The organism is Pseudonocardia parietis (assembly GCF_017876315.1).
Classification (GTDB): domain Bacteria; phylum Actinomycetota; class Actinomycetes; order Mycobacteriales; family Pseudonocardiaceae; genus Pseudonocardia; species Pseudonocardia parietis.
In genome coordinates this window covers 1,818,035-1,844,660 of sequence record NZ_JAGINU010000001.1, presented here as the reverse complement: position 1 = coordinate 1,844,660, position 26,626 = coordinate 1,818,035, and the positions used below count along the sequence as shown (strand labels likewise).

General features: G+C 73.6%; 25 protein-coding genes. 10 read left to right on the top strand and 15 right to left on the bottom strand.

Translation table 11 applies throughout. The features are described from left to right. Positions 1-35: 35 nt before the first annotated feature. From JOF36_RS08765 to JOF36_RS08755, 3 genes are read right to left on the bottom strand one after another with little or no spacing between them, the layout of a single operon-like run. Positions 36-392 carry a hypothetical protein gene (locus JOF36_RS08765; RefSeq protein ID WP_210026059.1) on the bottom strand — a complete coding sequence of 119 codons (357 nt, stop codon included), beginning with the start codon at positions 390-392 and terminating at the stop codon, positions 36-38. After that, on the bottom strand, positions 389-3,169 hold the full coding sequence (locus tag JOF36_RS08760; RefSeq protein ID WP_210026057.1) for an FtsK/SpoIIIE domain-containing protein: 2,781 nt from the start codon (positions 3,167-3,169) through the stop codon (positions 389-391). The genes JOF36_RS08765 and JOF36_RS08760 overlap by 4 nt, the downstream gene beginning before the upstream one ends. A 28-nt stretch (positions 3,170-3,197) precedes the next feature. Next, complete coding sequence (locus JOF36_RS08755; protein WP_210026053.1) at positions 3,198-3,458, bottom strand: hypothetical protein; 261 nt, start codon at positions 3,456-3,458, stop codon at positions 3,198-3,200. A gap of 255 nt (positions 3,459-3,713) precedes the next feature. Between JOF36_RS08755 and JOF36_RS08750 the strand changes: the two genes are divergently transcribed. Continuing rightward, positions 3,714-5,063 carry an Nramp family divalent metal transporter gene (locus JOF36_RS08750; RefSeq protein WP_210035289.1) on the top strand — a complete coding sequence of 450 codons (1,350 nt, stop codon included), beginning with the start codon at positions 3,714-3,716 and terminating at the stop codon, positions 5,061-5,063. A 7-nt stretch (positions 5,064-5,070) separates the two neighbouring features. Here JOF36_RS08750 and JOF36_RS08745 read toward each other — a convergent pair whose 3' ends face one another. From JOF36_RS08745 to JOF36_RS08725, 5 genes are read right to left on the bottom strand one after another with little or no spacing between them, the layout of a single operon-like run. Continuing rightward, on the bottom strand, positions 5,071-5,865 hold the full coding sequence (locus JOF36_RS08745) for an MOSC domain-containing protein (RefSeq protein WP_210026052.1): 795 nt from the start codon (positions 5,863-5,865) through the stop codon (positions 5,071-5,073). Continuing rightward, positions 5,862-6,770 (bottom strand): ABC transporter substrate-binding protein, encoded by a 909-nt coding sequence (locus JOF36_RS08740; RefSeq protein ID WP_210026051.1) that lies wholly within the window; start codon positions 6,768-6,770, stop codon positions 5,862-5,864. Before JOF36_RS08740 ends, JOF36_RS08745 begins: the two co-directional genes overlap by 4 nt. Next, positions 6,767-7,486, bottom strand: coding sequence for an ABC transporter permease (locus tag JOF36_RS08735; RefSeq protein WP_210026049.1), 720 nt, complete (start codon positions 7,484-7,486; stop codon positions 6,767-6,769). The genes JOF36_RS08740 and JOF36_RS08735 overlap by 4 nt, the downstream gene beginning before the upstream one ends. Then, positions 7,483-8,133, bottom strand: a complete 651-nt coding sequence (locus JOF36_RS08730) for an ABC transporter permease (RefSeq protein ID WP_210026047.1) — start codon at positions 8,131-8,133, stop codon at positions 7,483-7,485. The genes JOF36_RS08735 and JOF36_RS08730 overlap by 4 nt, the downstream gene beginning before the upstream one ends. A 10-nt stretch (positions 8,134-8,143) precedes the next feature. Then, complete coding sequence (locus tag JOF36_RS08725; protein WP_210026045.1) at positions 8,144-9,223, bottom strand: ABC transporter ATP-binding protein; 1,080 nt, start codon at positions 9,221-9,223, stop codon at positions 8,144-8,146. Between the two features lie 167 nt (positions 9,224-9,390). Between JOF36_RS08725 and JOF36_RS08720 the strand changes: the two genes are divergently transcribed. Further along, positions 9,391-10,191 (top strand): TIGR03620 family F420-dependent LLM class oxidoreductase, encoded by an 801-nt coding sequence (locus JOF36_RS08720; protein WP_210026043.1) that lies wholly within the window; start codon positions 9,391-9,393, stop codon positions 10,189-10,191. Between the two features lie 33 nt (positions 10,192-10,224). On the opposite strand, the gene JOF36_RS38740 is transcribed toward JOF36_RS08720, so the two are convergent. The 3 genes from JOF36_RS38740 to JOF36_RS08705 form a co-directional block, all read right to left on the bottom strand. Continuing rightward, positions 10,225-13,059, bottom strand: a complete 2,835-nt coding sequence (locus JOF36_RS38740) for a putative bifunctional diguanylate cyclase/phosphodiesterase (RefSeq protein ID WP_210026041.1) — start codon at positions 13,057-13,059, stop codon at positions 10,225-10,227. 332 nt (positions 13,060-13,391) lie between these two features. Then, entirely contained in the window at positions 13,392-14,564 is a 1,173-nt protein-coding gene (locus JOF36_RS08710; RefSeq protein ID WP_210026039.1) for an NAD(P)-dependent malic enzyme, read from the bottom strand. A 360-nt stretch (positions 14,565-14,924) separates the two neighbouring features. Beyond that, positions 14,925-15,908 (bottom strand): serine protease, encoded by a 984-nt coding sequence (locus JOF36_RS08705; protein ID WP_210026037.1) that lies wholly within the window; start codon positions 15,906-15,908, stop codon positions 14,925-14,927. Positions 15,909-16,136: 228 nt separating this feature from the next. Between JOF36_RS08705 and JOF36_RS08700 the strand changes: the two genes are divergently transcribed. Continuing rightward, positions 16,137-16,784 carry a histidine phosphatase family protein gene (locus JOF36_RS08700; RefSeq protein ID WP_210026035.1) on the top strand — a complete coding sequence of 216 codons (648 nt, stop codon included), beginning with the start codon at positions 16,137-16,139 and terminating at the stop codon, positions 16,782-16,784. Beyond that, positions 16,781-17,263 carry a GNAT family N-acetyltransferase gene (locus JOF36_RS08695; RefSeq protein ID WP_307862280.1) on the top strand — a complete coding sequence of 161 codons (483 nt, stop codon included), beginning with the start codon at positions 16,781-16,783 and terminating at the stop codon, positions 17,261-17,263. Before JOF36_RS08700 ends, JOF36_RS08695 begins: the two co-directional genes overlap by 4 nt. A 111-nt stretch (positions 17,264-17,374) precedes the next feature. Here the strand turns inward: JOF36_RS08695 and JOF36_RS08690 are convergent, their stop codons facing one another. Next, positions 17,375-17,800 carry a hypothetical protein gene (locus JOF36_RS08690; RefSeq protein ID WP_210026033.1) on the bottom strand — a complete coding sequence of 142 codons (426 nt, stop codon included), beginning with the start codon at positions 17,798-17,800 and terminating at the stop codon, positions 17,375-17,377. Positions 17,801-17,842: 42 nt separating this feature from the next. On the opposite strand from JOF36_RS08690, the gene JOF36_RS08685 reads away from it, so the two are divergent. Both JOF36_RS08685 and JOF36_RS08680 read left to right on the top strand, forming a co-directional pair. Beyond that, entirely contained in the window at positions 17,843-18,793 is a 951-nt protein-coding gene (locus JOF36_RS08685) for a diacylglycerol/lipid kinase family protein (protein WP_210026031.1), read from the top strand. 462 nt (positions 18,794-19,255) lie between these two features. Then, a complete protein-coding gene (locus tag JOF36_RS08680; protein ID WP_210026029.1) occupies positions 19,256-19,507 on the top strand; it encodes a WhiB family transcriptional regulator in 252 nt (83 codons plus the stop codon). Between the two features lie 375 nt (positions 19,508-19,882). On the opposite strand, the gene JOF36_RS08675 is transcribed toward JOF36_RS08680, so the two are convergent. After that, the gene (locus JOF36_RS08675; protein WP_210026028.1) at positions 19,883-21,409 is read right to left on the bottom strand and encodes a sensor histidine kinase; all 1,527 of its coding nucleotides are present in this window, start codon (positions 21,407-21,409) and stop codon (positions 19,883-19,885) included. A gap of 92 nt (positions 21,410-21,501) precedes the next feature. On the opposite strand from JOF36_RS08675, the gene JOF36_RS41350 reads away from it, so the two are divergent. Further along, positions 21,502-21,576, top strand: a complete 75-nt coding sequence (locus tag JOF36_RS41350; RefSeq protein WP_372447449.1) for a 50S ribosomal protein bL37 — start codon at positions 21,502-21,504, stop codon at positions 21,574-21,576. 99 nt (positions 21,577-21,675) lie between these two features. Here the strand turns inward: JOF36_RS41350 and rsrA are convergent, their stop codons facing one another. Continuing rightward, complete coding sequence (gene rsrA, locus JOF36_RS08670) at positions 21,676-22,041, bottom strand: mycothiol system anti-sigma-R factor (protein WP_372447370.1); 366 nt, start codon at positions 22,039-22,041, stop codon at positions 21,676-21,678. Further along, positions 22,038-22,766 carry a sigma-70 family RNA polymerase sigma factor gene (locus JOF36_RS08665; RefSeq protein WP_307862279.1) on the bottom strand — a complete coding sequence of 243 codons (729 nt, stop codon included), beginning with the start codon at positions 22,764-22,766 and terminating at the stop codon, positions 22,038-22,040. The genes rsrA and JOF36_RS08665 overlap by 4 nt, the downstream gene beginning before the upstream one ends. Before the next feature lie 205 nt (positions 22,767-22,971). On the opposite strand from JOF36_RS08665, the gene ybaK reads away from it, so the two are divergent. From ybaK to JOF36_RS08650, 3 genes are all read left to right on the top strand, one after another. Next, entirely contained in the window at positions 22,972-23,448 is a 477-nt protein-coding gene (gene ybaK / locus JOF36_RS08660) for a Cys-tRNA(Pro) deacylase (RefSeq protein ID WP_210026026.1), read from the top strand. A 99-nt stretch (positions 23,449-23,547) separates the two neighbouring features. Then, a complete protein-coding gene (locus JOF36_RS08655; protein WP_210026024.1) occupies positions 23,548-24,351 on the top strand; it encodes an SAM-dependent methyltransferase in 804 nt (267 codons plus the stop codon). Positions 24,352-24,405: 54 nt separating this feature from the next. Beyond that, on the top strand, positions 24,406-26,616 hold the full coding sequence (locus JOF36_RS08650; protein ID WP_210026022.1) for a putative bifunctional diguanylate cyclase/phosphodiesterase: 2,211 nt from the start codon (positions 24,406-24,408) through the stop codon (positions 26,614-26,616). The last annotated feature ends 10 nt before the right edge of the window (positions 26,617-26,626 follow it).

Genomic DNA, 26,626 nt, shown 5'->3' with positions numbered 1-26,626 from the left:
CATCTCGGCGAGTGCAGGGTGCGTCTCCCGCCCGGTCAGGAGCGGCGTCGCCGGAACAGCCGCCGGTTCCCGGACGCGCGCAGTTCTTCGAGCGCCTCGTCGGCCTCGCGCTCCAGCTCTGCGTACCGGGCCGGGTCGGCGCGGTGGTCGGGTCGCGGGCGCGGCTTGCCCGGCTCCTCCGCCGACCACATCACCTGTAGCGCCGCCTCCCAGCGGAGCTCGGCCATGCCGCGGGCGAGGGTGAGCGTGTCGGCCGCGGCGTGCAGCTCGCGCTCGGCGGCGTGCAGCTCCCGGCGCAGCTCGGCGGCCCGTTCCGCGTCCCGCGCGCGCAGCTCGACGACGGCCCCGGCCAGCTCGGCCACCACCTCGCGGTACCGCTCGGACGCGCTCATCGGCCACCACCCCGATCGGTCAGGATCACCAGCTGCGGCCGCGAGTACCGGGCCCGGTCGAGGAACAGCCCGCGCCCCGGGGCCGGGGTCCAGTCCAGCGGCTGGCCCCCGAGCAGCGGGACGAGATCGGCGCCCTGCACCCCGGCCGCCACCCACGCGCCGAGGTCGTCGAGCGCGGCGCCGGGCGGCGCCAGCAGCGTCTTGAGCCGCTGCGCCCCCTGCCACCACCCCAGCAGGTGCACGCCGACACCCGGCCCGTGCCGTAGCACGGAGCGCAGGTCCTCGGTGCCGGTGCGGTCCAGCATCGTCTCCGCCACGTCCGCGCCGAACAGGGCGACCACCAGCGGCGGATGCCCGTCGGTACCGGCTGCGCCGGCCCGCTCCCGGACCGCGGCCGCCAGTTCCCGGATCCGGGCGGCGAAACCGTCCGCGAACACCTTCTCCACCTCGCCGGGCAGCCGTCCGGCGAGCTCGTCGACCGCGGCGACGGCGTCGGGGGCCAGCGGCATCAGCAGCACCCGGGCACCGTCGTCGGGCAGGCCCGCGACGTAGGACTCGACCGCCGTGCACAGCAGCGGGACGGCGACGCGCGCGTCCGGCCCGATCACACCGAGGTTGCGGCCGGGCGCGTCCGCCAGCTCGGCCGCCGCGGGGCTGCCGTGGACGTCGACGAGCTGCCCGACCAGCGCCCGGGGCACACCGTCGGCCGGGAGCCGGGCGGCCAGCTCGTCGTGCTCCGGGGCGCGGGCACCGTCGAACACGACCGGCCGGGGCTCGTGCGGGTGGGCCTCGAAGGCCGTGCGCTGCACCTCGCGCACCAGTGCGGCACCGGCCTCGGGCACCGTGACCACCCGGTTGCCGTGCTCGACGCCGGAGTCGTGGTTGACCACCGCGTGCCAGCGCGGGAGCTCCAGCGCCGCCTCGTTGTCCTGGGCCAGGATCCGCCGGGCGCGGGGCAGCGCGATCCGCAGCACGAACTGCTCGAAGATCGCCGACCGGCCCCACAGGGCGTCGATCCCGGAGATGTCCTGGCTGGCCAGCACCAGGTGCACGCCCTGCGAGCGGCCGCGCCGGGCGACGTCCTCCAGCAGCGCGGTGGCCTCGGCGCTGACCGCGTCGCGCCCGGTGAACAGGAACTGGAACTCGTCGATCACGGCGACGATCCGCGGCAGCCGGGCCTCGGCGCCGGTGATCCCCCGGTCGGCCAGCTCCGCGCGCAGCTCGGCGAGCTTGGTCGCCCCGTAGCGCCGGGCGGCCTCGGCCCGGGAGCGCATCACGTCGGACAGGTGGCGCAGCAGCGCCAGTCCGAACTCCCGGTCGGTGTTGACGTTGACCCCGATCAGCCGGGCCTGTGGCAGCCGGTCCGGCCGGTGCCCGCCGGGATCGGGGGCGAACTGGGTGAAGGAGACGCCCTCCTTGAAGTCGAGCAGGTACAGCTCGACCTCCTCCGGCCCGTAGCGCGCGGCGAGCCCGGAGATCCAGGCCAGCAGCAGGTTCGTCTTGCCGGAGCCGCTGGGCCCGCCGACCAGGGCGTGCGGCGAGTGGTCGTCGAGGCAGATCTCGGCCGGCATGCCGTCGCTGAACCCGATCTCAGTGACCAGTCCCTGGTCCGAGCGCTCCCGCCCACGGTCCGCCACCGGAGGCAACAGGTCGGCGAACGCCCCGAGCCTGCCGCGCCACTGCTCGTGCGCCGCCGCGATCGCGGTGCAGACCGCCGTCACGTCGTCCGGGGGGACCGGCCGGTCCGGCTCGACGAGCACGTGCGGCCCGGTCAGCGACGTGTGCACCGGCACCGGCGCCGACGCGTCCTCCGGGTCCGTCCCGGGTGGGTCGCCGAAGGTGACCGACTCGACCGGCCTGCGCAGCGCCACCGGGACGTCGAGCAGCACCAGCACCACCCCGGCCGCGATGCCGCCGCGGGCGACCCGCTGTAGCTGGCGCAGCTCGGCCTCGGGCAGCTCGCGCCCGCTGCCGACCAGCACCGCCACCATCCACGACTCGGGCCGCTTCCCGCTCTGCCTCGCCAGCTCGGCCAGTGACGAGCTACCCGCGGCGAGCACCCGCGTCTGCACCCGCCGGATCCGGTCGGCGAGCTGGGCGAGCAGCGCCTCCAGCCGGGTGGGGTCGTGCACGGTGAGCAGGCCGGTGCGGGTCAGCGGGTAGAGCCCGGGCAGGGCACCGGCGAGCTGGCCGACGTCCCACACATGCACGCCGACGACGCCGGGCCGGAAGTGCCGCAGCATCCGCAGCACCAGCTGCTCGACCATCGCCTCGGCCCGTTCCCGGGTGCGCGGCGTGGAGACGATCTGCAGGTGCGCGCCGTCCAGCAGCGGGACCGCGACCCGGAACGGCGCACCGCCCTCGACCGAGCCGGTACCCAGCGCCCACATCTCGGGCACCTCGCCGACCGCCTCGGCGTCGCCCGCGACGGGCTCCCACGCCGCCGGGTCGTCGCCGGCCGCGCCGGGCGTCGCTCCGGCGACGATGTCCGACAGCGCCCGCGGCGAGTCGCCCTGCCAGCGGTCGAAGGCGTGCGCGCGGTCGTCGGCGACGCGGGCGACGACCTCGGCGAACCGCGGGTTGGCCAGGATCCGCGCGAGGCCGGGGTCGTGCTGCGCGGCGTCGTAACCGGTCTCCCGCAGCCACAGCTCGGCCATCACCTCGGCGTGTACGCGGGCGGCCCGGTCCCGGCGTACCTCCGCCGCCCCGACCGCGGCGGAGGCGGCGCTGTGGAAGCGTTCGAAGGCGGCGCGGATGCGGTCGCGACGACGGGCCATCACGCTGGCGGGTCGGGCACCGGCGCCGTCACAGCCGCGCGGCGACGTCGTCGGCGGACTGCATCGCGACGTGCAGCATCTGCTCGACCTCGTCGATCTTCTCGGAGGCGGCGGCGAACCGGCCGCGGGCGTCGTCGGCATCGTTCTGGGCGGTGCCGTAGATGTTCTGCGAGAAGGCCGAGGCGGCCTCCTCGATGGCCTGGCGGGCGTGGCGCAGGGCACCGAGGCTCTCGGTGGCCTGCTGGTTGGCCCGCCCGATCCCGGCCCGGATCTCGTCGATGTTCGCCATGCCGCCCTCCGTGCGTGCGCGTCCGCGCGGCCGGGTGCCCCCGGTCGCGTTCCAGGAACCTATCGGCCGGTGTCGTCACCATGGTGAGCCGCGCGGTCACCCGATGCAACGCTCGCCGAACGTGACCCTGGACGCCGCGAACGGCCCATCGTGATCCGTTCGCGCTGGAAGGCACGGCACCTGTCGCCTAGGTTGCACCCGAACGGCCGGTGCCGGACCGGCCACCGCCCACGGCGATCCGATCGGAGTGTGACGATGCCGTCACCCGGCCCGCAGACCGAGTTCCTCGAACCGCCGACCGGCGCCAAGAAGATCCGCTCGATCGGTCCGGGCCTGGTCGCCGCGGCGACCGGTGTCGGCGCGGGCGACCTGGTCGCGACGATGGTCGCCGGAGCGAGCTTCGGCACGGTGCTGTTGTGGGCCGCCGTGGTCGGGACCCTGGTGAAGCTCGCGCTCGGCGAGGCCGTCGGCCGCTGGCACCTCGCCTCCGGCGCGACCATGCTCGACGGCTGGCGCCGGCTCGGCCGCTGGGCGACGGTGTTCTTCGGCGTCTACATCGTGCTCTGGGGCTTCGTCTACGGCGCCACCGCGATGTCCGCGGTCGGACTGCCGATGAACGCGTTGTTCGGCGGTCTGTCGGTGCGCTACTGGGGCATGATCGCCGGCGTCGTCGGGCTGGCGCTGGTGTGGATGCAGCGCTACAACGCCTTCGAGAAGGTCATGACCGTGCTGGTCGCGGTGATGTTCGTGTCGGTGATCGGCATCGCCGTGCTGGTCCGGCCCGACCTGGGCGCCCTGTTCTCCGGCCTGGTCCCGCGCCTGCCGAGCGGGTCGACGGTGTACGTGCTGGGCCTGATCGGCGGCGTCGGCGGCACGATCACGATGTCCAGCTACGGCTACTGGCTCTACGCCAAGGGCTGGAAGGGCCCGAAGTGGCTCTCGATGATGCGGCTGGACAACCTCGTCGGCTACGTCCTCACCGGTCTGTTCGTCATCGCGATGCTGGTCGTCGGCGCGACTATCCTGTTCGGCACGGACATCACCGACGACGACGAGGGGCTGCTGATCCTCGGTGACCGGCTCGGCGAGCTCCACGGCCCCGGGGTGCGGATCGTGTTCCTGATCGGCTTCCTGGCCGCGACCCTGACCTCGCTGCTCGGCGTGTGGAACGGGGTGTCGCTGCTGTTCACCGACTGGGTGCGGGCGATCCGGCTACCGCACGGCAAGGCGGCCGTGATCGGCCCGCAGGACTCGGTCGTCGCCGGCGAGGAACCGGCCGAGCGTGGTGCCGGGCCCGGCCGGGCCGGCGTCTACGAGGCGGTGAAGGCCGAGCGCTCGTGGGCGTTCCGCGGCTACATGCTGTGGCTGACCTTCCCCCCGATGGCGCTGCTGTTCCTGGACCGGCCGTTCGCGCTGACCCTGGCCTACGGCGTGCTGGGCTCGTTCTTCATGCCGTTCCTGGCGATCACGCTGCTCCTGCTGCTGAACACGAAGCTGGTCCCGAAGGAGGGGCGCAACGGGTGGCTGTCGAACACCGTGCTGACCGTCTCGTCGGTGCTGTTCCTCATCCTGCTGATCACCGACGTGCAGTCGCGGCTGTTCTGATCGGGCCTCAGGCGATCTCCACCGCGTCGCCTCGGCGGAACGTCCCGGGAACCTCGACCCGGGCGTAGAGGCCTGCGCACGGGAGCACCCCGAAACCGGGCACGTCGACCCGGTTGCGCTGCGCCGGCCCGCGCAGCGCCTCCGGGGCGCGCGGCAGGTCGCCGTGCTCCAGGGTCGGCACCGAGCAGCGCGGCGTCGGCAGCGTGGGCACCAGGGTGACGCCACCGATCGTCAGCGTGCGGCCCAGCCAGTCGTTCTCGACGAACGCCGGTGTCCCCGCCGGCGTGGTGACGACGACGTTGGGCCGGTAGCGCAGCGCCTCCACACCCAGCTCGTCGAGCGTCGCCGTGGTGATCACGTGCACCGGCGAGTGGTCGACGAACCGTCCGCCGGGCGCGCCCTGGGCGATCTCCAGCAGCGGTGCGTCGACCTCGGCGTCGAGTCCCCGGGCCAGGACGTCCTCCGGGTCCGGTCGCTCGACGACCGCCCCGTCGGACCGCCGGGTGCTCACGGTGACCGCCCGGCCCAGCAGCTCGGACAGCGGACCGGCGGCCGACTCGGCCGCCACGCTGCGGCCGTCCGGCAGGACGACCGTCACCTCGGATCCGGAGCCGGCCGAGCGGCAGCGCAGCAGCGCCCGCCAGTGCCGGGGCTGTTTCGCGGTCGCGACCCGGCCGTGCTCGGTGTCGATCAGGGCGAACACCCGGTCGCCGACGACGCCGTGCGTGTCCACCTCGAGCGAACCGAGCTCCTCCCCCAGCATCGACTTCACCGGGTACCGGTACAGGGACCGGATCTTCACGGGGCACCTCCGACGATCTGTTTACGGGCCAGCCAGTCCGCGGCCACGGTGCGCAGCGCGGGCTTGTCCGGCCCGGCGGCCTCGGCGTTCATCGCGAGCAGTTCCTCGGTCGACAGCTCGGCCGAGATCCGGTCCAGCACCGCCCGCACCTGCGGCGTCGCCTTCCGCTCCGCCATCACCGGCACGACGTTCTGCGCCGCGAAGTTCTCCTTCGGGTCGGCGAGCGGGACGAAGTCGTTCTGCGGCAGGGCCGGGTCGGTGGTGAACAGGTTCGCCGCCTGCACGTCCCCACCGCTCAGGGCCGCCACGGTCAGCGGGCCGCCGGAGTCCAGCACCCGGTACTGGCCGAAGGTGCAGCCGTAGTTCTCCTCCAGGCCGGGGATACCGTCCGGCCGGGTCCGGAACTCCGAGCCACCGCCGAAGACCATGTCCGGACAGTAGCGCGCCAGGTCCTCGAGGGACCGCAGGTTCCACCGCTGCGCCGTCTCCCGGGTCACGACGACGGCGTCCTTGTTCTCCGCCTCGGACCGCTCACCCAGCACCAGCCCGGGCGGTAGCGCGGCCTGCAGGTCGCGGTACACGTCGTCGGGTTCGACGGCGGTGGCCTCCTCGTCGAGGTAGGTCAGCAGCGCTCCGGAGTAGTCCGGGATCAGGTCGACCGAGCCGTCCTGCAGGGCCGGGAAGTACGCCTCCCGCGACCCGATGGCGACCGGGTTCTCGACGTCGACGCCCGCGTCCCGCAGGGCGAGCGCGTACACCTCGGCGAGCAGCTGGGACTCGGTGAAGTTCCCGGAGCCGATCGCGATCACGTCCGGGTCGGTGTCGGCACCTCCGGCCAGCGGGTCGCCCCCGCAGCCGGCCAACGCGAACGCCGCCACCAGCAGCGTCGCCACGAGCCTTCTCATGCCGCCCGAACCTTCTCTCCCCCGCCGCCGCGGATCAGCCGCAACGGCCGGCGGCCGTGCTCGGCCGTCAGCTGCAGCCCCGGTGAGACCAGCAGCCGCTGCAGCCCGCCCAGCACCAGGTCGGCGACGACGGCGAGCGCGGCCACCAGGATCGATCCGCCGATCATCGCCCCGAAGTCGCGCTGACCGAGGCCGTCGAGGATGAACCGGCCCAGGCCACCGATGCCGACGTACGCGGCCACGGTGGCCGTCGAGATCACCTGCAGGGTCGCGCTGCGGATACCGCCGATGACCAGTGGCAGCGCGTTGGGCAGCTCGACCTTCCACAGCACCTCGGGCCCGCGCATGCCCATGCCGCGCGCGGCGTCCACCACCGCGGGATCGACGTTGCGCACACCGGCGTAGGCGCCTGCCAGCAGCGGCGGCACAGCGATGATCACCAGCGCGATCAGCGGACCGAGCAGGCCGAGCCCGATCATCAGGAACAGCAGCACCAGCAGGCCGAGCGTGGGCAGCGCGCGCAGCGCGTTCGCCAGCGCGACGACGACGAACCCGCCGCGGCCGGTGTGCCCGATCCAGGCGCCCAGCGGCAGCGCGATCACCATCGCGACCAGCATCGTGAGGGCGGTGTAGCCGAGGTGCTCGGCGAGCCGGACCAGGATCCCCTCCGGGCCCGACCAGTTCGCACCGGTGAACAGCCAGCCGAGGTGGTTCATGCGCCCGCCCCCGATCGTGCGCGTTCCCAGGGGGTGAGCAGCCGCCCCGCCAGCACCAGCAGGGCGTCGATCACCAGGGCCAGCAGCAGCACGAGCACGATCCCGGCGACCGTCTGCTGCGGGATCTCCCGCTGGAAGCCCTCGGTGAACATCTTCCCGAGCCCGCCGAACCCGATCACGGAGCCGACGGTGACCAGGCTGATCGAGCTCACCGCGGCGACCCGCAGCCCGGCGACGATCACCGGGACCGCCATCGGCAGCTCGACGACGAGGAACCGGCGCACCGGGCGGAAGCCCATCGCCGTCGCGGAGTCGACGATCCTGGCCGGGACCGCCGAGAGCCCGTCGGCGACGGTCCGCACGAGCAGCGCCAGCACGTAGACGGTGAGTGCGACGATCACGTTCACCGGGTCGAGGATCCGGGTGCCGATGATCGGTGGCAGGAACACGAACAGCGCCAGCGAGGGCAGCGTGTAGAGGAATCCGGCCGCGTTGAGCGTCAGCGTCCGGCCCCACGAGCGGCGGTTGGCCAGCCAGCCGAGCGGGATGGCCAGCAGCAGGCCGACCAGCACCGGGACCAGCGAGAGCACCAGGTGCTCCCGGGTCAGCTCCAGCACCAGTTCCGAGTTGCGCAGGACCCAGTCCATCCGCCCGCCCCTACGCGGCGGAGTCGTCGCGGGCGGCCGGCAGCGCGGCGAGCACGGCGTCGGCGGTGATCGAGCCGGCGACCCGGCCGTCGGCGTCGACGGCGACGCCCTGCCCGGACGGCGACGACAGCGCCGCGTCCAGCGCGCCGCGCAGCGAGCCGGAGCCGACGGTGTAGAGCGAGCCACCGGGGACGATCGTGTCCTCGGTGACGGGGCCGTCCCCGTCCGCCACCCAGCCCAGCGGACGGCCGGTGCCGTCCAGCACGAGGGCCCAGCCGTCGTCGGGCCTCGGGTCGCCCATCGAGAGCATGTCGAGCGATCCGAGCAGGATGGTCTCCGAGGTGAGGAACCCGAGCCCGCGGTAGCCGCGGTCGCGGCCGACGAAGTTGTCCACGAAGTCGTCGACCGGGCGTGACAGCAGCACGCCCGGCTCGTCGTACTGCGCGAGCTTCCCGCCGACCCGGAACACCGCGACCTTGTCCCCGAGCTTGACCGCCTCGTCGATGTCGTGGGTGACGAAGACGATCGTCTTGCCGATCTCGGACTGGAGCCGCAGCAGCTCGTCCTGCAGGCTCTCCCGCACGACCGGGTCCACCGCGGAGAACGGCTCGTCCATCAGCAGCACCGGCGGGTCCGCGGCGAGCGCGCGGGCCACGCCGACCCGCTGCTGCTGGCCACCGGAGAGCTGGGCCGGGTACCGCCGCGCCATCGACGTGTCGAGACCGACGGTCTCCATCAGCTCCATCGCCCGGTCCCGGGCGGCCTTCCGGCCGCGGCCGAGCAGCATCGGGACGGTGGCGATGTTGTCCACGACCGTGCGGTGCGGGAACAGGCCGGCCTGCTGGATCACGTAGCCGATCCCGCGGCGCAGATCGGCCGGGTCGGCGGCGAGGACGTCCTGCCCGTCGACCCGCAGCTCGCCCGAGGTCGGCTCGACCATCCTGTTGATCATGCGGAGGGACGTCGTCTTGCCGCAGCCGGACGGGCCCACGAACACCGTGATGCGCCCCTGCTCCGCGACCAGGTCGAGCTCGTCGACCGCGAGCGTCCCACCCGGAAAGCGTTTGGTGACGCCCCGGAACTCGATCATCGCCGACTCCCCCGTGCTCCCGGCGTGCGGCCGGATCGGCCACTGGTCGCAGCACACTAACCCGGCCGTGCACGACCGGCGACCCCGTCCCGCGACCGATCCGGAGTGTCCGGACCGTCGACACGCACCTTGACCTGAAGTCGGGTACAGGTCGCAGGATCGTCGGCATGACCACGACGACGTCCCTCGGCCCGGTCGGCTTCGCCACCGGCCCCGATCCCGCCGACGCCGCTGCGCTGGAGGATGCGGGCGCCCGCACGCTGTGGCTCGGCGGCGGCTCGATCGACCGGCTCGACCGGCTCACCGAACTGCTCGACGGCACCCGCGAGGCCGCCGTCGTGCCCGGCATCGTGCCGACCGGCGTGCACCCGGCCGAGGGGGTGACCGCCCTGCACGCCGACGCCGCACGGCGGCATCCCGGGCGGTTCCTGCTCGGGCTCGGCGCACCGCAACAGCCGCGGGCGCTCGCCGCGCTCGGCTCCTACGTGGACGCGCTCGACGCCGCCGATCCGCCGGTCCCGTCCCACGAGCGGATCCTCGCCGCACTCGGACCACGCAAGCTGGCACTCGCCCGGGACCGGTTCGCCGGTGCGGTGACCCTGCTCGTCACGCCCGAGCACACCGCCGGTGCCCGCGCGGTGCTGGGCCCGGACCGGCTTCTCGCGGTGATGCTGCCCGTCGTGCTCGGTGCCGATCTCGCACCGGTCCGCGAGCTGGCGGGCTTCCTGCTCCAGGTCCCGGGCTACCGGGCCAACACCCGCAGGCTCGGCTTCACCGACGCCGAGATGGACGCTCCCGACGACCGGCTCGCCGGCGCGATCTCCGCGTCGGGCACCCCGGACGACATCGCGGACCGGGTCGCCGAGCACCGTGCGGCCGGGGCCGACCACGTCGTGCTGAGTCCGGCTGGGGATCCGTCCGGAGGTCTCGACACGGTGCGCGCACTGGCCGGGAGCGTGCCCTCCTGACGGTCCCGGCCGGGCACACTCGTGCGCCGGGTCTCACCAGTCGCCGGGCGTGCCTCCCGCCGGGGTCGCCGTCGTCGCCGGGGTGGGCAGCCCACCGCCGCGCAGCACCCGGTGCAGGTCGTCGGGGCGCAGCGAGCGGGCGAACAGCCAGCCCTGGAACGCGTTCACCCCGAGCCCGCGCAGCACGTGGAACTGCTCGGCGGTCTCGACGCCCTCGGCCACGGTGGTGCGGCCCATCGCCCGGGCCACCTCGACCACCGCGCGGGCCAGCGCGAAGTCCGCCGGGTCCGTCCCGACCCCGGTGACGAACGCCCGGTCGACCTTCACGGTCTGCGCGGGCAGCTCCTTGAGCCGAGCCAGCGACGAGTAGCCGGTGCCGAAGTCGTCGACGGCGAACCGGACCCCGCGCCGGACGAGCTCGCTCATCGCGTCCAGCGCCGGGCGCGGCAGCGCGACCAGGCTGGTCTCGACCAGTTCGAGCACCAGCTGGTCCCAGCCCAGCCCGGTGGCGTCCACGACCGCGGCGACCTCGTCGAGGAATGCCGGGTCGGCGGGCAGCAGCCCGGCGAGGTTGACCGCCACGGCGATCCGCTGGCCGTGCCGCGGCCAGGTGGCGGCCTCGGCGGCCGCGGTCCGCAGCACCCACAGGTCCAGGTCGCGCTGCAGACCGCCGCGCTGGGCGACCGGCAGGAACTCGCCCGGCGAGACCTCCCCGTGCACCGGGTGCGACCAGCGCAGCAGCGCCTCGGCGGACAGCACCGTCCCGTCCGGCCCGACGACCGGCTGGTACTCCAGCCGCAGCGCGTCCGTCTCGATCGCGGCACGCAGCTCCGCCTCCAGCTCCAGCTGGCGCTGGACCGGGCCGACCGTGCCCCGGTCGGCGACCGCAACGGTGCCCCGGCCGCGCTGCTTGGCCTGCTGCACCGCGACCTCGGCCGAGCGCAGCAGGTCGTCCCCGCGCGGCGGGCGCGGCCCGGCAGGCACCCCGTCCCGGGTGGCGACGCCGACCGACGCGGTCAGCGTGGCAGGCCGGCCGGCGACGGTCACGGTGCCGCGCATCAGCTCGGCGACGGTGGCCGCGAGCGCCTGCGGACCGCCTGCGTCACCCACGTCGGCGCAGACGACGGCGAACTCGTCCGCGGACAACCGGCCGGCGGTGCACAGTGGAGGGAGCTCCCGCTGCAGCCGGGCGGCCAGCTCGACGAGCAGGGCGTCGCCCGCCTCGTGGCCCAGGCCGGTGTTGACCCGGGCGAAGTCGTCGACGTCGCCGCTGACCACGGCGACCCGCTCGGCGTCCGGCCCGGCCAGCAACCGGTCGGCGATCTCGAGCAGCCCGGCCCGGTTCGGCAGCCGGGTGAGCGGGTCGACGGTGTTCGCCTCGCGCAGCACGTCCGCGGCGCGGCGGCGCTCGCCGACGTCGGTGACGACCAGCAGCCAGAACGGGCGGCCGTCGTCGGACGGGGCTGCGTTGACCACGACCTCGCAGTCGACCCGGGTGCCGTCCGCGCGCAGCAGCGGCAGCTGCTCGATCCGGTAGGTCGGCTCCGGGTGCGACGGGTCGCGCAGCCAGTCCGGAAGACCGCTCCGCTCGCCGGACTGCTTCTCCGCGGACAGGCTGCGGGCGGGGACGCCGCGCAGGATCTCGAGATCGGCGTCGAGCAGCTGGCACAGCGCCGGGTTGGCGTCGACGATCCGGCCGCGGCCGTCGAGCATCGCCACACCGGTGGTGATGGTGGCCACGAGATCGGCGAACCGCTGCCCGGAGCGCTGCGCACGGGACTCGGCGCGGCGCCGGTCGGAGACGTCCTGGACGGTCCCGATCAGCCGCAGCGGGGCGCCGCCAGGGGTGCGGTCGACCCGGGTGCGGCAGGACAGCACGGAGCCGCCCTCCGGGCGGATCTCCGAGGAGTGGCCCCCACGGACCGGCGACGGGGAGTCGTCCGGGCCGCGGCGCAGCATCCGGCACACCCGCTCGACCTGCTCGCCCTCGATCGGGCCGTCCGGGCCGTCCGGGCGCACGCCCAGCGTGCGGTAGAGCTCGACCAGGCCCTCGCTACGGGTGAGCGTCCCGGCCTGCAGGTCGAACGTCCAGGTGCCGGAGCGGGTCGCACGCTCCAGATCCAGGGCGGGCGCCTCGTCCGACGCCGCGGGCGCGGCGTCCGGGAACGCGGTCAGCAGGACGACGGTGCGGTCGCCTGCCTGCGGCCACCGGACCACCTTCACCCGGGCGAGCCGGCGGTCGGCGCGGACCAGCCGGGCGTCGGAGTCCGGGCCGACGAGCAGCTGCCGGAGCTTCATGCCGGTAGGGTCGGCGGACCCGGCGAGCCGGCGGAGCGCGGCGTTGGTGTGCAGAACGATGCCGGACCCGTCGCAGAGCAACGCGGGCGACGGCGGGAGCTGGACCGCCGAGTGGTCGGTGAGATCGAGCTGCTCGGCGGGGTCCGCGCCCTCCTGGCCGAACGCCTGCGCCGCAACGGGCGGATGCGGCGACGGCACCCGGCCGGCACCGTCGGGCATCGGTTCGCCGGAGCCGGGGCCGGAGCCGGGGCTGCCGTCCCCGGGCGCGCCTGTCCCGGACGGCGGGCCGGCACCGAGGGCCGGACCACCACCGAGGGCGTCGGCGGCCGGCTGCACGACCCGGGGCCCCGCCATCGCCCCGGCCTCCACGGCACGCGGGCCGGGGGACGGGGGACGCGAGGCCGGGGTCCCGCCGGGGCCCGCGAAGGCCCGGGCGAGGTCACCGGCCAGCTCGGCGGGCCGGTCGGCGTCCCGGCGCCCGTCCTCGGCACCTCCGGCACCCGGCTCGCCGGCCACGCCACGGAGCGCACCACCCGGACGGTCTCCCGTCCGCGGTTCCCACTCGGCCACGCGTGCCTCCGTTCTCCTCGGCTGTTCCACCGGATCCAACGAGCCACCAGGCCGGGCGATCCGCCCAGGTACCCCGATCGAGCTACCCGCTACAACGGGTGACGACGCCATTCGGCGCAATCACCGCGCTCCGGACACGCTCACCGTCGGTGACACGCTGATGTCCACGGGTGAAGGGCGCCACCGGGTCGGCAAACGGTGTACGAAATCCGGACAGAGCGTGATCGACCGCTCACAGCGTGAGGGACCGCTCAACGCACACCGCCGTCGCACACCCTTCGTAACCACCCACCGCCCGGACCGATGTCACCTGAGGGCGGTGATCGCAACACTCACGTGACACCCGACGTGGCGGCGGCGCGGGCGACCGCCGCGGCGACCGCGGGCGCCACCCGCAGGTCGAACGGTCCGGGAACGATCTTCGTGGGCTCGAGCTCGTCGGCCACCACGTCCGCGATCGCCCGTGCCGCGGCCACCTTCATCCCGTCGGTGATCCGGCGGGCGTGCGCGTCGAGGGCACCGCGGAAGATCCCCGGGAAGGCCAGCACGTTGTTGATCTGGTTCGGGAAGTCGCTGCGGCCCGTCGCGACGATCGCCGCGTGCCGGGCGGCCACCTCCGGGTGCACCTCGGGGTCCGGGTTGGACAGCGCGAAGACCATGCACTCCGGTGCCATCGTGGCCAGGACGTCCTCGGGGAGCGTCGCGCTGGACAGCCCGACGAACACGTCCGCCCCGTCGAGTGCCTCGGCGATCCCGCCGCTGATCCCGCGCGGGTTGGTCACCGCCGCCAGCTCGGCCTTCTCCCCGCCGCGCCCGGCGTCGACGACCCCGCGGGAGTCGAGCAGCACGACGTCGGACGCGCCCGCGGTGAGCAGGATCCGCGCGCAGGCGATCCCCGCCGCACCGGCACCGGAGATCACGACCTTCAGGTCGGACAGCGCCCGGCCCTGCAGCCGGCACGCACCGTCCAGCGCCGCGAGCAGGACAACGGCGGTGCCGTGCTGGTCGTCGTGCATCACCGGGCAGTCCAGCGCCTCGATCAGCCGGCGCTCGAGCTCGAAGCACCGGGGGGCGGCGACGTCTTCGAGGTTCACCGCGCCGAAGGTCGGACGCAGCCGCACGAGGGTCTCGACGATCTCGTCGACGTCGGTGGTGTCGAGCACCAGCGGGATCGAGTCCAGCCCGGCGAACGACTTGAACAGCGCGGACTTGCCCTCCATCACCGGCAGCGAGGCCCGCGGGCCGATGTCACCCAGGCCCAGCACCGCGGTGCCGTCGCTGACGACCGCGACCAGCCGGTGCGCCCAGGTGTAGCGGGAGGCGAGCGAGACGTCGTCGGCGATCGCGCGGCACACGTCGGCGACACCGGGGGTGTAGGCGATCGACAGGTCCCGGGCGTCGGCCAGCGGCGCGGTGAGGCCGGTCGCGAGCTTGCCCCCCTCGTGCGCGCCGAACACCTCCTCCGGGGCGGGAGCGGTGACCGGACGGTCCTGGGCGAGCGTCATCGAAGACCTCCATGCGATAGGTACGTGAGCGGCGTCGGGCGCCTGCCGTTGCACCGGAGGTCGCGGGTGTCGTCGACCGGGTCGCGGTGCCGGACGGCCATCCCACCGCTGCGGTTCCGGATGCGGATCCGTGGCGGGACTCGGCTGTCGGGTACTGCGCGGAAGTCTAACCAGGAAGACGGCCGTGCCCGCCGCTCCCGCTCCACCGGAGTGGGCACCGGCACAGGACGCGCGTACGGCGGGGACCGCAACCGGCGGCGGACCACACCGGACGACCGGGACGGCCCGCGGCGGGGCCGGGTTCAGCCCACCGGAGCCGGTTCGGCCCCGCGGAGCCCTTTCAAGCCCAGCGGCGCCGGTTCAGCCCAGCGGCGCCGGGGTCAGCTCCGGCAACGGCTGCGACGGCAGCGCGGGACCGCTCGGCGTCTCGGTCAGCGACAACACACCCGGGGTGAAGGGTCGCGTGCCCGGCACGAGGTCGACCGCACCGATCGACCCGTGCTCGGCGGCGTACTCCAGAGCGCGCGCCATGTCGGTGACGCCGTTGGTGCTGGTCGGCAGCATCAGGCTGGACAGCAGGCCGAACGCCCGTCCCCGGGAGTCGAGGTAGCCGGCGCCGGAGTCGCCCGGGACGCCGGGCGGGACCGTCGCGACGACGTGCGTGCGCGGCCCCTCCGGCTGCCCGAGGCCGAGCCCCTGCTTGTACGGCGTCCCGCCGAGCTGGTTCGGCTGGAAGCTGTAGACCGTCTCACCGCTGCGGGTGCCGTCGGTGTCCAGCGCCACCGGGCCGCCGAAGCCGGGCACGGTCGGGTCGGCGACGGCTGCCGCCTCCGGGCTCAGCTCGATCAACGAGAAGTCGTTGTAGAGACAGAGCCGCGGGTCGGTCTCGCCCTGCTCCTTCATCGCCGCCCAGGAGTTGTAGGCGAGGCGGCCGGAATAGGTCTTCCCGTCCCGCCCGACGACCCCGATCGCGGTCCCCTCCGGCATCACCGGCTCGACGCAACCGTCCACCGACGACCGGGCCTGCTCGCCGGCCATGCAGTGCGCAGCGGCACCGAGGTAGAGCTTCCCGGCCGGCGCGCTCTGGTACTCCGCGCCGTCGCCGTCCCGGTGCCCGTCCTGACCCGCCACCGGGGTGTAGAGGAAGTTCGCGGTACACAGCTCAGCCCCACCGGTGACCGGCGTCGCGATCTGCACGCCGGGCCCGATCGCGGCCATCGGCGCGGGCTGCGCCGCGGCGGAGCCGGCGACGGCGGGCACCGTCAGTGCGGCGGCGAGCGCCAGACCGGCCGCGGCGCCGAGCCCGGCGATCCGCCGGGCGGCGCGGCGGGGATGCTGCGACATGACACTCCTCGGGAGCCGGTGGGGAGCAGGCGTTCCGGGACCGATCGCCTTCCGGGTCGATCTCACCGGACGGGTGGCCCGATGAGGCGCTCCCGCGACCGATGACCCCTCGGACGGGTGGGAAACGTCCCCGACCGGGCGAGCCCGACGCCGATCCACTGCGACCTGCTCCCGCACCGCTTCGTGAAATGGGGCGGATCGGGCGGCGTGGCGCTAACGTCGCCGCCCGTGACACCCGAGACCGGTCCCCGCGGCCGGATACTGCTGCTGCGCCACGGCGAGACCGAGTGGTCGCGGACCGGTCGGCACACCGGCCGCACCGACGTCCCGCTCACCGACGCCGGCCGTGCGGCCGCGCGCGGGATCCGGGACGCGCTCGCGCTGGTCCGCAACGACAGCCCGCTCGCCCTCGTCCGTTGCTCCCCGCGCACACGCGCGCGCGACACCGCGGAGCTCGCCGGGCTGGTCGTGGACGACGTCGACGAGCGCCTGGCCGAGTGGGACTACGGCGACGGCGAGGGCCGCACCACGCCGCAGATCCGCGAGACCCTGCCCGGCTGGACGGTCTGGGACGGACCGTGGCCCGGCGGCGAGACCGCGGACGACGTGTGCGCCAGGGCCGACGCCGTGCTCGCCGACGCACGGTCACTGCTGGGCGGGTCCGACACGGGCTCCGCCTCCGACCGGCCGGGTGGCGATGTCGTGCTCGTCGGGCACGGTCACTTCTCCCGGGTCCTGACCGCGCGCTGGATCGGCCTGCCCGCGAGTGGCGGAGTGCACTTCAAGATGGACCCGGCCGGGGTGACCGTGCTGGGCTTCGAGCGCGGGGTCCCGCGCCTGGACCACGTCAACCAGCGACCGACGGAGCACGAGTGAACGACGTCCGCGTGGCCGTGCCCGGTGACGTGCCGGTGATGGTCCGCCTCGTACACGAGCTGGCCGACTACGAGAAGGCCGCCGACGAGTGCGGCCTGACCGAGGACCTGCTGCACGCCGCACTGTTCGGCGACGACCCGGTCGCGGGTGCGTTCGTCGCGACCACGCCCGCCGACGGCGTGGTCGGCGTGGCGATCTGGTTCCGCACCTTCTCGACCTGGGAGGGCGTCGCCGGCATGCACCTGGAGGACCTGTACGTCTCCCCCGCCCACCGCGGCGGAGGGCACGGCTTCCGGCTGCTCGCGGAGCTGGCCGCGGAGTGCACGCGCCGCGGCTGGGCCCGGCTGGAGTGGAACGTCCTCGACTGGAACACCCCCGCCATAGGCTTCTACCGCGCGATCAACGCCACCCCACAGGACGGCTGGACCACCTACCGCCTGACAGGCCCGCCCCTGACGGAACTCGCCGCCCGGAGCTGAGCCGCCCGGCGCTGAGCCGCCCGGAGCTGAGGCGCGCCTCACACCCCATGACCCGGCCTCACACCTGTCGCAACAGGTGTGAGGCGCGGCGAAAGGGTGTGAAGTCCGTTCTCAGTCCGGGTACTCGTCGCCCATCGACCAGCGCCGGGACTGCTCGCTGATCAGCATCAGGAACGTCAGCAGCACGTAGAGGCCGCAGACGATGCCCCAGAACAGCTGCCGGCTCGGCCCGAGCGTGTAGTAGATCACCGGGAACAGCAGCAGCTGGATGACGATGGCCGGGGTCCGGCAGCCGTGCACACCCCGGACCAGGCCGTACCCGAGGCCGGCGACGGCACAGGCCATCAGCAGGAAGATGCCGGCCTCGGCGAAGCCGTAGTAGCCCCGCGGCCCCTCGGCGCCGACCGCCCGCACGCCCAGCACGACGGCGACCACCACGCCCACCAGGCCCTGCACCGCCACCAGGACCCCGGCGACCTTCACGTTCTCCGGGACCCTCGACCGCGCCGGGGCGCCGTTCTCCTGCTCGTCGGCCACGGGGTCGAGGATAGAGGCCGGGCCGATCGTTACAGTCGCCCCGTGCGCGCGCTGCTCGTGGTCAACCCCCAGGCCACGTCCACCACCGCCGCCGGACGGGATGTGCTGACCAAGGCACTCGCCAGCGAGCTGAAGCTGGATGTGCTGCAGACCCGGTACCGCGGTCACGCCGCGGAGGCCACCGCCGCGGCCGTCTCCGCAGGCATCGAGCTGGTGGTCGCGCTCGGCGGCGACGGCACCGTGAACGAGGTCGTCAACGGGCTACTCGCCGCGCAGACCGGTACCGGCACCGGTGCACCCCGCCCGGACCCGGACGCCACCGCGATGCTCGCCGTCGTCCCGGGCGGATCCGCGAACGTCTTCGCCCGCGCGCTCGACATGCCACGGGACCCGGTGGAGGCGACCGGCCGGGTGCTGGAGGCCCTCGCACAGCGGCGACGCCGGCTGGTCGGCCTGGGGCACGCCGACGACCGCTGGTTCACCTTCAACGCCGGCATCGGGTGGGACGCCGACGTGGTCGCCGCCGTCGAGCGGGCCCGGGCGCAGGGGCACGAGGCCAGCCCCGGCCGCTACGCCGTGACCGCCATCGCGCAGTACGTCGCGCAGCTCCGCAGACCGCCGTCGATGACGGTGGAGCTCCCGGGCGCCGCGCCGCTCGACGGCGTCCGGCTGGCCTTCGTGTCGAACACCGACCCGTGGACCTACCTGTCCGGCCGCGCGGTGCGGACCAACCCGCGCTCGTCGTTCGGCAGCGGGCTCGGGCTGTTCGCCCTGACCCGTCTCGGGCCCGGGACGATCGCCTCCACGCTGCGCCAGATCCTGTCCCCCGACGGCGACCCGCACGGGCGCCACATCGTCCGGCACGACGCGGTCCCCCGGGCCCGGATCACCTCGGAACGCCCCCTCGCGCTGCAGCTGGACGGCGACCACCTCGGGATGCGCACCGAGGTGGAGTTCCTGAGCGTGCCCGGAGCGTTACGCGTCGTCGTGTGAGACGGACGGTTCGTCGCGCCTCGTGCGTGCGCTCTCACACGCTGGAGTGAGCAACCCCGCCATTCACCGATGTGAGCGGACCGCCGGTCCCGTTGGGGCTTACACCAGCCCAAACCGGTGATCCAAGGTGGGTCCTACGCAAGCGAGGGGCCACGGGCAACGCAGCCCGTGGCAGTTCGGACCGGCCGAGCGTCGGTCCGGCGGGGTGTTCGATACGACATGATTTTCGGGTAGCCGATTCCATGTCGGACAGGGACACTGGTCGGAGGAACCGGCCCCGGCTGAAGCCGGGAGTTCAGGTCTGTCGTGCGCGAGTGCCTATGAGGCCACTCACGCATCCGATGAGCAGTTTCCCGTTGAGGACCGCCGCAGCTCGTGAAAGTATTCACAAGCTGCGAAACACGCACGTAACACGATGACGATCGGCGCGACCCCGATCGCGCACCAGAGGAGTAGGCAATCATGGACTGGCGTCACGACGCGATCTGCCGCGACGAGGACCCGGAGCTGTTCTTCCCGGTTGGTACCAGCGGCCCCGCCCTGATGCAGATCGCCGAGGCCAAGAGCGTATGCCGGCGCTGCCCCGTCACCGAGTCGTGCCTGCAGTGGGCGCTCGAGTCCGGGCAGGATGCGGGTGTCTGGGGCGGCATGAGTGAGGACGAGCGGCGCGCGCTGAAGCGGCGCAGCAGCCGTCCGCGCGCTCACACCGCCTGAGAGGCTCGCATCGCCTGAAGGCCTGCATTGTCTGAGCCTGACGGCGTGCGCTCGCTGAGAAACACCAACTGAAGAACAGTTCCCCGACCTCGGGCCCGTAGCCGGACGCCACCGGCCACGGGCCCGAGGTGCGTTCGAGGTGATCTGCCACCTCGTGTGGTCCGTCCACCACGGTGCCGGCGCGACCACGGCACCGGGATCGACGGTCACGAGACGAGGGTATCGCCTCCCCTCCGGGCCCCCGCTGACGCCCCGGGTCACCCGCGGTGACGGTTACGGTCACCCGGCGCACCACGACGACCGTCCGGGGACGACCGGTGGCGGCGTCGTTGCGCCGGGGCCGGTGCCACTGCCGGTGTACCGCACGGACCCGGTTCACGAACCGCCCAGCGGCATCCGGACCAGCGCGACCGTCCCACCGCCCTCGCGGTCGGAGACCGAGATCGTCGCCTCCAGCTCGGAGCGCAGCAGGGTGCGCACGATCTGCAGCCCCAGGCCCTTCGACTTCTCGAAGTCGAACTCGGGGGGCATGCCGTGGCCGTCGTCGGCGATCGAGACCTCCAGCCGGCTGGCGGAGCGCTGCGGGCTGACGACGACCTCACCGGCGACACCGGGGTCGTAGGCGTGTGCGAGGGCGTTGTGCACCAGCTCGGCCAGCACGAGGACCAGCGGGGTGGCCTTCGCCGCGGGGAGCGCGCCGAACCCGGCGTCGACCCGGACCCGGGCGCGGGACTCGGTGGTCGCGCCGTCCCGGATCGCCGGGAGCACCTTCGGCAGCAGCTCGTCGAGCTCGACGACCTCGGCCACCGAGTACGCGAGCGCCTCGTGCACCAGGGCGATCGAGGTGACCCGGCGGACCGACTCCTCCAGCGCCCGGGCGGCCTGCGGGTGCTCGCTGCGACGGGCCTGCATCCGCAGCAGCGCGGCGACCGTCTGCAGGTTGTTCTTCACCCGGTGATGGATCTCCCGGATGGTGGCGTCCTTCGACATCAGCGCGGCGTCCCGGCGACGCAGGTCGGTGACGTCACGAACCAGCACGAGCGCGCCTGCGGGGTCCCCGCGCGGGCGCAGCGGCAGCGCCCGGACCAGCATCGTCGCCCGCCGCCCGCGGACCTCCATCCGGGACGACGGGGTGCCGCCCAGCGCCTCGGTGATCCGGTTCGTGACGTCCGTGGCGTCGAACGGATCGAGCACCAGTGCCTTGGTGACCGCGGCGAGATCGGCCCCGGCGACGTCGCTGGCGTGTCCCATGCGGTGGTAGGCCGACAGCGCGTTCGGACTGGCGTAGGCGACGTTGCCGTGTACGTCGAGGCGGACCAGACCGTCGCCGGCGCGCGGGCTGCCCTCGGCGGACCCCGGCGGGCCGGACTGCGGGGGGAACGTCCCGTCGACGATCATCTGGCACAGGTCCGATGCGCTGCCCAGGTAGGCGATCTCCAGCGGGGACGGCACCCGCGGCATGGAGAGGTTCGTGTCCCGGGACAGGACGGCGACGATGCGGCCCCGGTAGCGGACCGGGATCGTCTCCCGGCGGACCGGGACCTCCAGGTGCCAGCGCGGGTCGTCGTCGCGGCAGATCCGGCCCTCCCGGACCGCCCGGCGCAGCTGCCCGACCTCGACCGGTGCCGCCCGCCGGCCGACGACGTCGTCGGCGTGCGCGGTGGGCGCCGTCGTCGGGCGGGCCTGGGCGACGCAGAGGAACTGCGCCGTCGCCGCCCGGGAGGAGCCGTCCCCGGTGTGGTCGGCGGCCCCGTGCAGGTCGTCCAGCGGCACCCAGAGCAGGAAGTCGGCGAACGACATGTCGGCAAGCAGCTGCCATTCGCCCACCACCCGTTGCAGGTGGTCGGCCGTCTCGCCGTCCATCGTCGTGTGCTCGGCGAGCAGCTCGCTCAGCGTGGTCACGGTCGCCCATCCCACCACATGCGAGAATGGTCCCCACCAGCTCCCGCGGTATCCCGCGGATCCGAGATCACGTAGAGGGAAGGAGACCGACCATGTCGAAGCGTGCCCGCAAGCGTCGCGACCGCGGCAAGAAGAAGGCGAACCACGGCAAGAAGCCGAACACCTGAGTCGGCGCTGATGCTCGTTCCGCCTGCGCTTCTCCCGGTGGGCGAAACGACGAAGGGCGGGCACCTGTGCAGGTGCCCGCCCTTCGTGGTTCGTGGGGGTCAGCTCTCGCGGTACTCGGTACGCCGCCGGGACACCGACACGCTCGTCCCCTCGGGGCCGCGCTCGACGGTCACCTGCGCCTGCTCCAGCACCGCCGAACGGATCTGGGTGCGCAGCCGGTCCTTCAGCGACTCCGGCGCCGCCTCACCACCGCACTTGCGCGCGAGCAGCGCCTTGAGCTTCTCGTCGATGCCGTACTCGGCCAGGCACGGGGCGCACTCGTCGATGTGCCGCTGCAGGTACCGCCTGCGGTCCGGGTCGCACTCCTGGTCCAGGAACAGCCACACCTCGGCCAGCACCTCACCGCAGTTGCCGCCGTGCCCGCCCATCGGGTCCTGCTCGAGCGGAGCGTCCTCGGCACTCACGACGTCGTCACCTCCTGGTTGCCGGCGCCACCGCGGACGACCCCGCGGTCGCGGGCGACGTGGGTCAGCATGTCGCGCAGCTGGCGACGCCCCCGGTGCAGTCGCGACATCACCGTGCCGATCGGCGTGCCCATGATCTCGGCGATCTCCTTGTAGGCGAAGCCCTCGACGTCGGCGAGGTAGACCGCGATCCGGAAGTCCTCGGGGAGCGCCTGGAGCGCTTCCTTCACGTCGTTGTCCGGCAGCGCGTCCAGCGCCTCCACCTCGGCCGACCGCAGCCCCGTCGAGGTGTGCTGACCGGCCTGCGCGAGCTGGTAGTCGGTGATCTCGTCGGTCGGCGACTGCAGCGGCTGGCGCTGCCGCTTGCGATAGCCGTTGATGTAGGTGTTGGTCAGGATCCGGTACAGCCAGGCCTTGAGGTTCGTCCCGCGGCGGAACGACCCGAAGGCCGAGTACGCCTTCAGGAAGGTCTCCTGCACCACGTCCTCGGCATCGGCCGGGTTACGGGTCATCCGCAGGGCCGCGCCGTAGAGCTGGTCGAGCAGCGGCATGGCGTCGCGCTCGAAGCGGGCGGTGCGCTCCTCGACGCTCTCGTCCTCGGGGGCGCGGTTGCCGTCGGGATCGGCCGCACCGACCTGTTCGACCGTCGCCTCCGGCTCACCGGGCCCGGGGGCCTGCTCCGGCTGTTCCGAGTGGTCCGACAACTGTTCCCTCTCCAGTGACACGGGCCGCGTACCGGTGTGGGTCACCGGCACTGCAGACCCGTGGGAGGGTACGCGTTCGCGGCGCTCGCGGCCGGGCGCGCCCGCGCTCGTCGGCGCCTCCATCACTGCTGTGGTCACGCCCGGAACAACGGTGCGCCCCGCCCCGGCATTCCCGTAGGTTGCTCGCGCGCTCCCCCACAGCGCGACCCTCAGGAGGACGACGGCGATGGCGGGCAGGGGCACTCCGGCGACGGCGCTGCTGGCGAAGCGCAAGGTGCGCCACGAGGTGCACAGCTACACCCACCAGGACGGCGCCGGGTACGGCGAGGAGGCGGCCGCGCGCATGGGCCAGGACCCGCGACGGGTGTTCAAGACGCTCGTCGCGCGGGTCGACGGGGTACTGACGGTCGGGATCGTGCCCGTCTCCGCCCAGCTGGACCTCAAGGCGCTCGCTGCCGCCGCGGGCGGCAAGAAGGCGGTGCTGGCCGAGATCGTCGAGGCCGAGCGGGCCACCGGCTACGTCGCGGGCGGGATCTCCCCGCTCGGCCAGCGCAAGCGCCTGCCCACCGTCCTCGACGCCTCCGCCCGCGAGCACCCGACGGTGTTCTGCTCCGGCGGACGGCGTGGTCTGGAGATCGAGCTGTCCCCCGACGACCTGGCGTCGCTCACCGGGGCCACCGTCGCCCGCATCGCGACGGCGTGATCGGGCCGGTGTGACCGCGCCGGTGTGACCGGGAATGCGGGTCGCGTCGCAGGTTAGGGTGCATCTGTCGGGTTCGGTCGATCGGTTGCGGGGTAGAAAATGGACAGACCATCGTGGGCGCCGGACGAGGTCGACATCACCCGTCCGAGCGTCGCGCGCGTCTACGACTACTACCTCGGTGGTTCGCACAACTTCGAGGCCGACCGGCGGTTCGCCGAGCAGGTCCTGCACGTCCTGCCCGAGATGGCGACGGTCGCGCAGGCGAACCGGGCGTTCCTGCGCCGGATCGTGCGGCACCTGTGCGCCCAGGGTGTGACCCAGTTCCTCGACCTGGGCTCGGGCATCCCGACCGCGGGCAACGTGCACGAGATCGCGAGCGCCGAGTGCGACGACGCCCGCGTCCTGTATGTCGACAACGACCCGATTGCCGTCGTGCACAGCCGTGCTCTGCTCGACGGTGACGACCACACCGCGGTGCTCGCCGGCGACCTCACCGAACCGCAGCGGATCCTGGAGCACCCGCTGACCCGCACGCACCTCGACCTCACGCGCCCGGTCGCGGTGCTGCTGGTCTCGGTCCTGCACTTCGTGCCGGACGAGCTGGGGCCCGCCGGCCTCGTCCGTTCCTTCGTGGACGCGACCGTGCCCGGCAGCCACGTCGTGATCACCCATGCGAGTAACGAGGGCGGGCACTCGGGTGCGAACGACGCCCAGAACCTCTACAACCGTGACAAGTCGCCGAACCCGATGCGGATGCGGAACGCGGACGAGGTGCGGGCGCTGTTCGGTGACCTGGAAATACTGGAACCGGGAGTGGTACGGATCCCGCTGTGGCGGCCGGAGTCCCCGGTCGGCCCGGAGGCGCAGCGCTACCCGGGTCTGGCCGGCGTGGCGCGCCGCTGACCGGACATCCCGGACGGAGCGGACTCCCCCGAGGAGGCCGCGGAGGAGGTCGCCGTGGGCGATCCCGTACCCGCCCGTCGAGGCGGACGGCCCGACGCCGGCGTCGAGGAGCTGACCGACGCCTGGGTGGCGACGATCCACGCACGTGGGTTCGTCTCCGCCGGGCGGGCCGAGCTGTACTCCGTGCTCTTCGGAGCTGCGTGGTGGACGAGCGCCGTCGTGGACGGCCGGGCCGAGATCGAGACGGCCGGCGAGGTCGGAGCGGCGCTGGTCGCCGCGCACCTGACGGACCCGGCGGCGCTGCGCTGCTCGCTGGACGTGCTGGCCTCCCACTTCGGTGACCGGATCGGCGACCCGGCGCGGCTGCGCCGCTTCACCGCGGCGGTCGGGGCGCTGTCCGCCGGCTACGCGCGGACGCTGCAGGAGCGCACCCGCACCGAGCAGGACCGGATCAGCTCGGCGGCGTTCGCGGCACGCAGCGCGGCGGAGAACGCGCGGTGGCGCTCGGAGGCCCGGTACGGCGCCGTCTTCGAGAACACCGCTCTCGGGATCAGCGTGGCCGACACCGGCGGGCGGATCCTGGAGGCGAACCGGGCGCTGGCCCTGATGTTCGGCCACCGGCCCGGCGAGCTCGTCGGCCGGTCGGTGTTCGAGTTCATCCACCCCGAGGACACCCCGGAGATGTGGCCGCAGATCCAGGCCATGCTCGCGGGCCGGGTGGGGCACGTCCGGATGGAGAAGTCGTACTTCCGCAAGGACGGCGAGCAGCTCTGGACCCAGCTGGTGGTCTCGCTGATCCGGGATCCCGAGGGGGCGCCGCGCTACCTGGTGGCGATGATCGAGGACGTCACCGAACGGCACCAGCTCCAGACCCGGCTGCGGCACCAGGCCGAGCACGACCCGCTCACCAACCTGCCGAACCGCGCGGTGTTCTTCAGCCGGCTCACCGCGGCCCTGGCCGACGACGCGATCTCCCGGGTCGGTGTCTGTTACCTGGACCTGGACGGCTTCAAGGCGGTCAACGACACCCTCGGCCACGACGCGGGCGACCTGCTGCTGTCCACCGTCGCGTACCGGTTGCAGGGCGTGCTCGGCACCGACGGGCACACCCTCGCGCGGATGGGCGGCGACGAGTTCGTGGTGCTCGTGGAGGGCTGCACCGGCGTCGAGCAGCTGACCGCGATGGCCGAGCGGGCACTCGAGGTGCTGCGGCAGCCGCTCGCGCTGCGGGGCCGGGAGGTCATGGTCACGGCCAGTATCGGCGTCGTCGCCTGGCCGGTACCGGAGCACGGGGCCGGTGATCGCCACCCCACCGACGGTGCGGCCGAGCTGATGCAGGCCGCCGACACCACCATGTACTGGGCCAAGCGCGACGGCCGGGACCGGATCGCGGTCTTCGACCCGGTGCGGCACCGCACCGACGTCCACCTGTTCGATCTGGCAGGCCGGATGCCCGGCGCGCTGGACCGCGGCGAGTTCGACCTGGCGTACCAGCCGCTGGTGTCGTTCGCCGACGGCCGGGTGGCCGGTGTCGAGGCGCTGGCCCGCTGGCGTACCGCCGACGGGGAGCAGCTGGGGCCGGACGTCTTCATCCCGCTCGCCGAGCAGAGCGGCCTGATCGTCCCGCTCGGGCTGCACCTGCTGCACCGCGCCTGTTCGGACGCCAGGGCCTGGGTCGACGCCGACCCGTCACGCGAGTTCGTGCTCAGCGTCAACGTCGCCGGTCGCCAGCTGCGCCAGCCCGACGCCGTCGAGCGGATCTCCGAAGTCCTCACCCGGACCGGCTGGCCCGCGCACGCGCTCCAGCTGGAGCTGACCGAGAGCGACCTGATGTCGGCGGGCGGACGGCCGATCGAGGCGCTCGAGGAGCTCTCCCGGCTCGGCGTGCGGATCGCCATCGACGACTTCGGGACCGGGTACTCCAACCTCGCCTACCTGCACCGGCTACCGGTGGACGTGCTGAAGCTGGCCGGGTTCTTCGTGTCGGCGTCGGGCTCCGCGGGCGAGGACACCGGCCGCGACATCGACAGCCCGGTCATCCTCTCGGCGATGATCGACCTGGCGCACAGCCTGGGGCTGCGCGTGATCGCCGAGTCGGTGGAGACGGTCGAGCAGGCGACGCACCTGCGGTCACTGGGCTGCGACGTGGGGCAGGGCTGGTTCATCGCGCCGCCGCTCCCGCCGGTCGAGATGGAGGCGCTGCTCGACCAGCGGATCGCCTTCGAGGGCGATGCGGGTCAGGGCGCGAGCGTCTCGCGGACCTGATCGACGACCC

Excerpts from the sequence above, each read along its gene's own strand:
- JOF36_RS08755 (WP_210026053.1), bottom strand. The coding sequence starts at position 3,458 with ATGGCGAACATCGACGAGATCCGGGCCGGGATCGGGCGGGCCAACCAG.
- JOF36_RS08710 (WP_210026039.1), bottom strand. The coding sequence starts at position 14,564 with ATGACGCTCGCCCAGGACCGTCCGGTCACCGCTCCCGCCCCGGAGGAG.
- JOF36_RS08750 (WP_210035289.1), top strand. The coding sequence starts at position 3,714 with ATGCCGTCACCCGGCCCGCAGACCGAGTTCCTCGAACCGCCGACCGGC.
- JOF36_RS08740 (WP_210026051.1), bottom strand. The coding sequence starts at position 6,770 with ATGAGAAGGCTCGTGGCGACGCTGCTGGTGGCGGCGTTCGCGTTGGCC.
- JOF36_RS08720 (WP_210026043.1), top strand. The coding sequence starts at position 9,391 with ATGACCACGACGACGTCCCTCGGCCCGGTCGGCTTCGCCACCGGCCCC.
- JOF36_RS08680 (WP_210026029.1), top strand. The coding sequence starts at position 19,256 with ATGGACTGGCGTCACGACGCGATCTGCCGCGACGAGGACCCGGAGCTG.
- JOF36_RS08765 (WP_210026059.1), bottom strand. The coding sequence starts at position 392 with ATGAGCGCGTCCGAGCGGTACCGCGAGGTGGTGGCCGAGCTGGCCGGG.
- ybaK (WP_210026026.1), top strand. The coding sequence starts at position 22,972 with ATGGCGGGCAGGGGCACTCCGGCGACGGCGCTGCTGGCGAAGCGCAAG.
- JOF36_RS08760 (WP_210026057.1), bottom strand. The coding sequence starts at position 3,169 with ATGGCCCGTCGTCGCGACCGCATCCGCGCCGCCTTCGAACGCTTCCAC.
- JOF36_RS08705 (WP_210026037.1), bottom strand. The coding sequence starts at position 15,908 with ATGTCGCAGCATCCCCGCCGCGCCGCCCGGCGGATCGCCGGGCTCGGC.
- JOF36_RS08735 (WP_210026049.1), bottom strand. The coding sequence starts at position 7,486 with ATGAACCACCTCGGCTGGCTGTTCACCGGTGCGAACTGGTCGGGCCCG.
- JOF36_RS08730 (WP_210026047.1), bottom strand. The coding sequence starts at position 8,133 with ATGGACTGGGTCCTGCGCAACTCGGAACTGGTGCTGGAGCTGACCCGG.
- JOF36_RS08655 (WP_210026024.1), top strand. The coding sequence starts at position 23,548 with ATGGACAGACCATCGTGGGCGCCGGACGAGGTCGACATCACCCGTCCG.
- JOF36_RS08725 (WP_210026045.1), bottom strand. The coding sequence starts at position 9,223 with ATGATCGAGTTCCGGGGCGTCACCAAACGCTTTCCGGGTGGGACGCTC.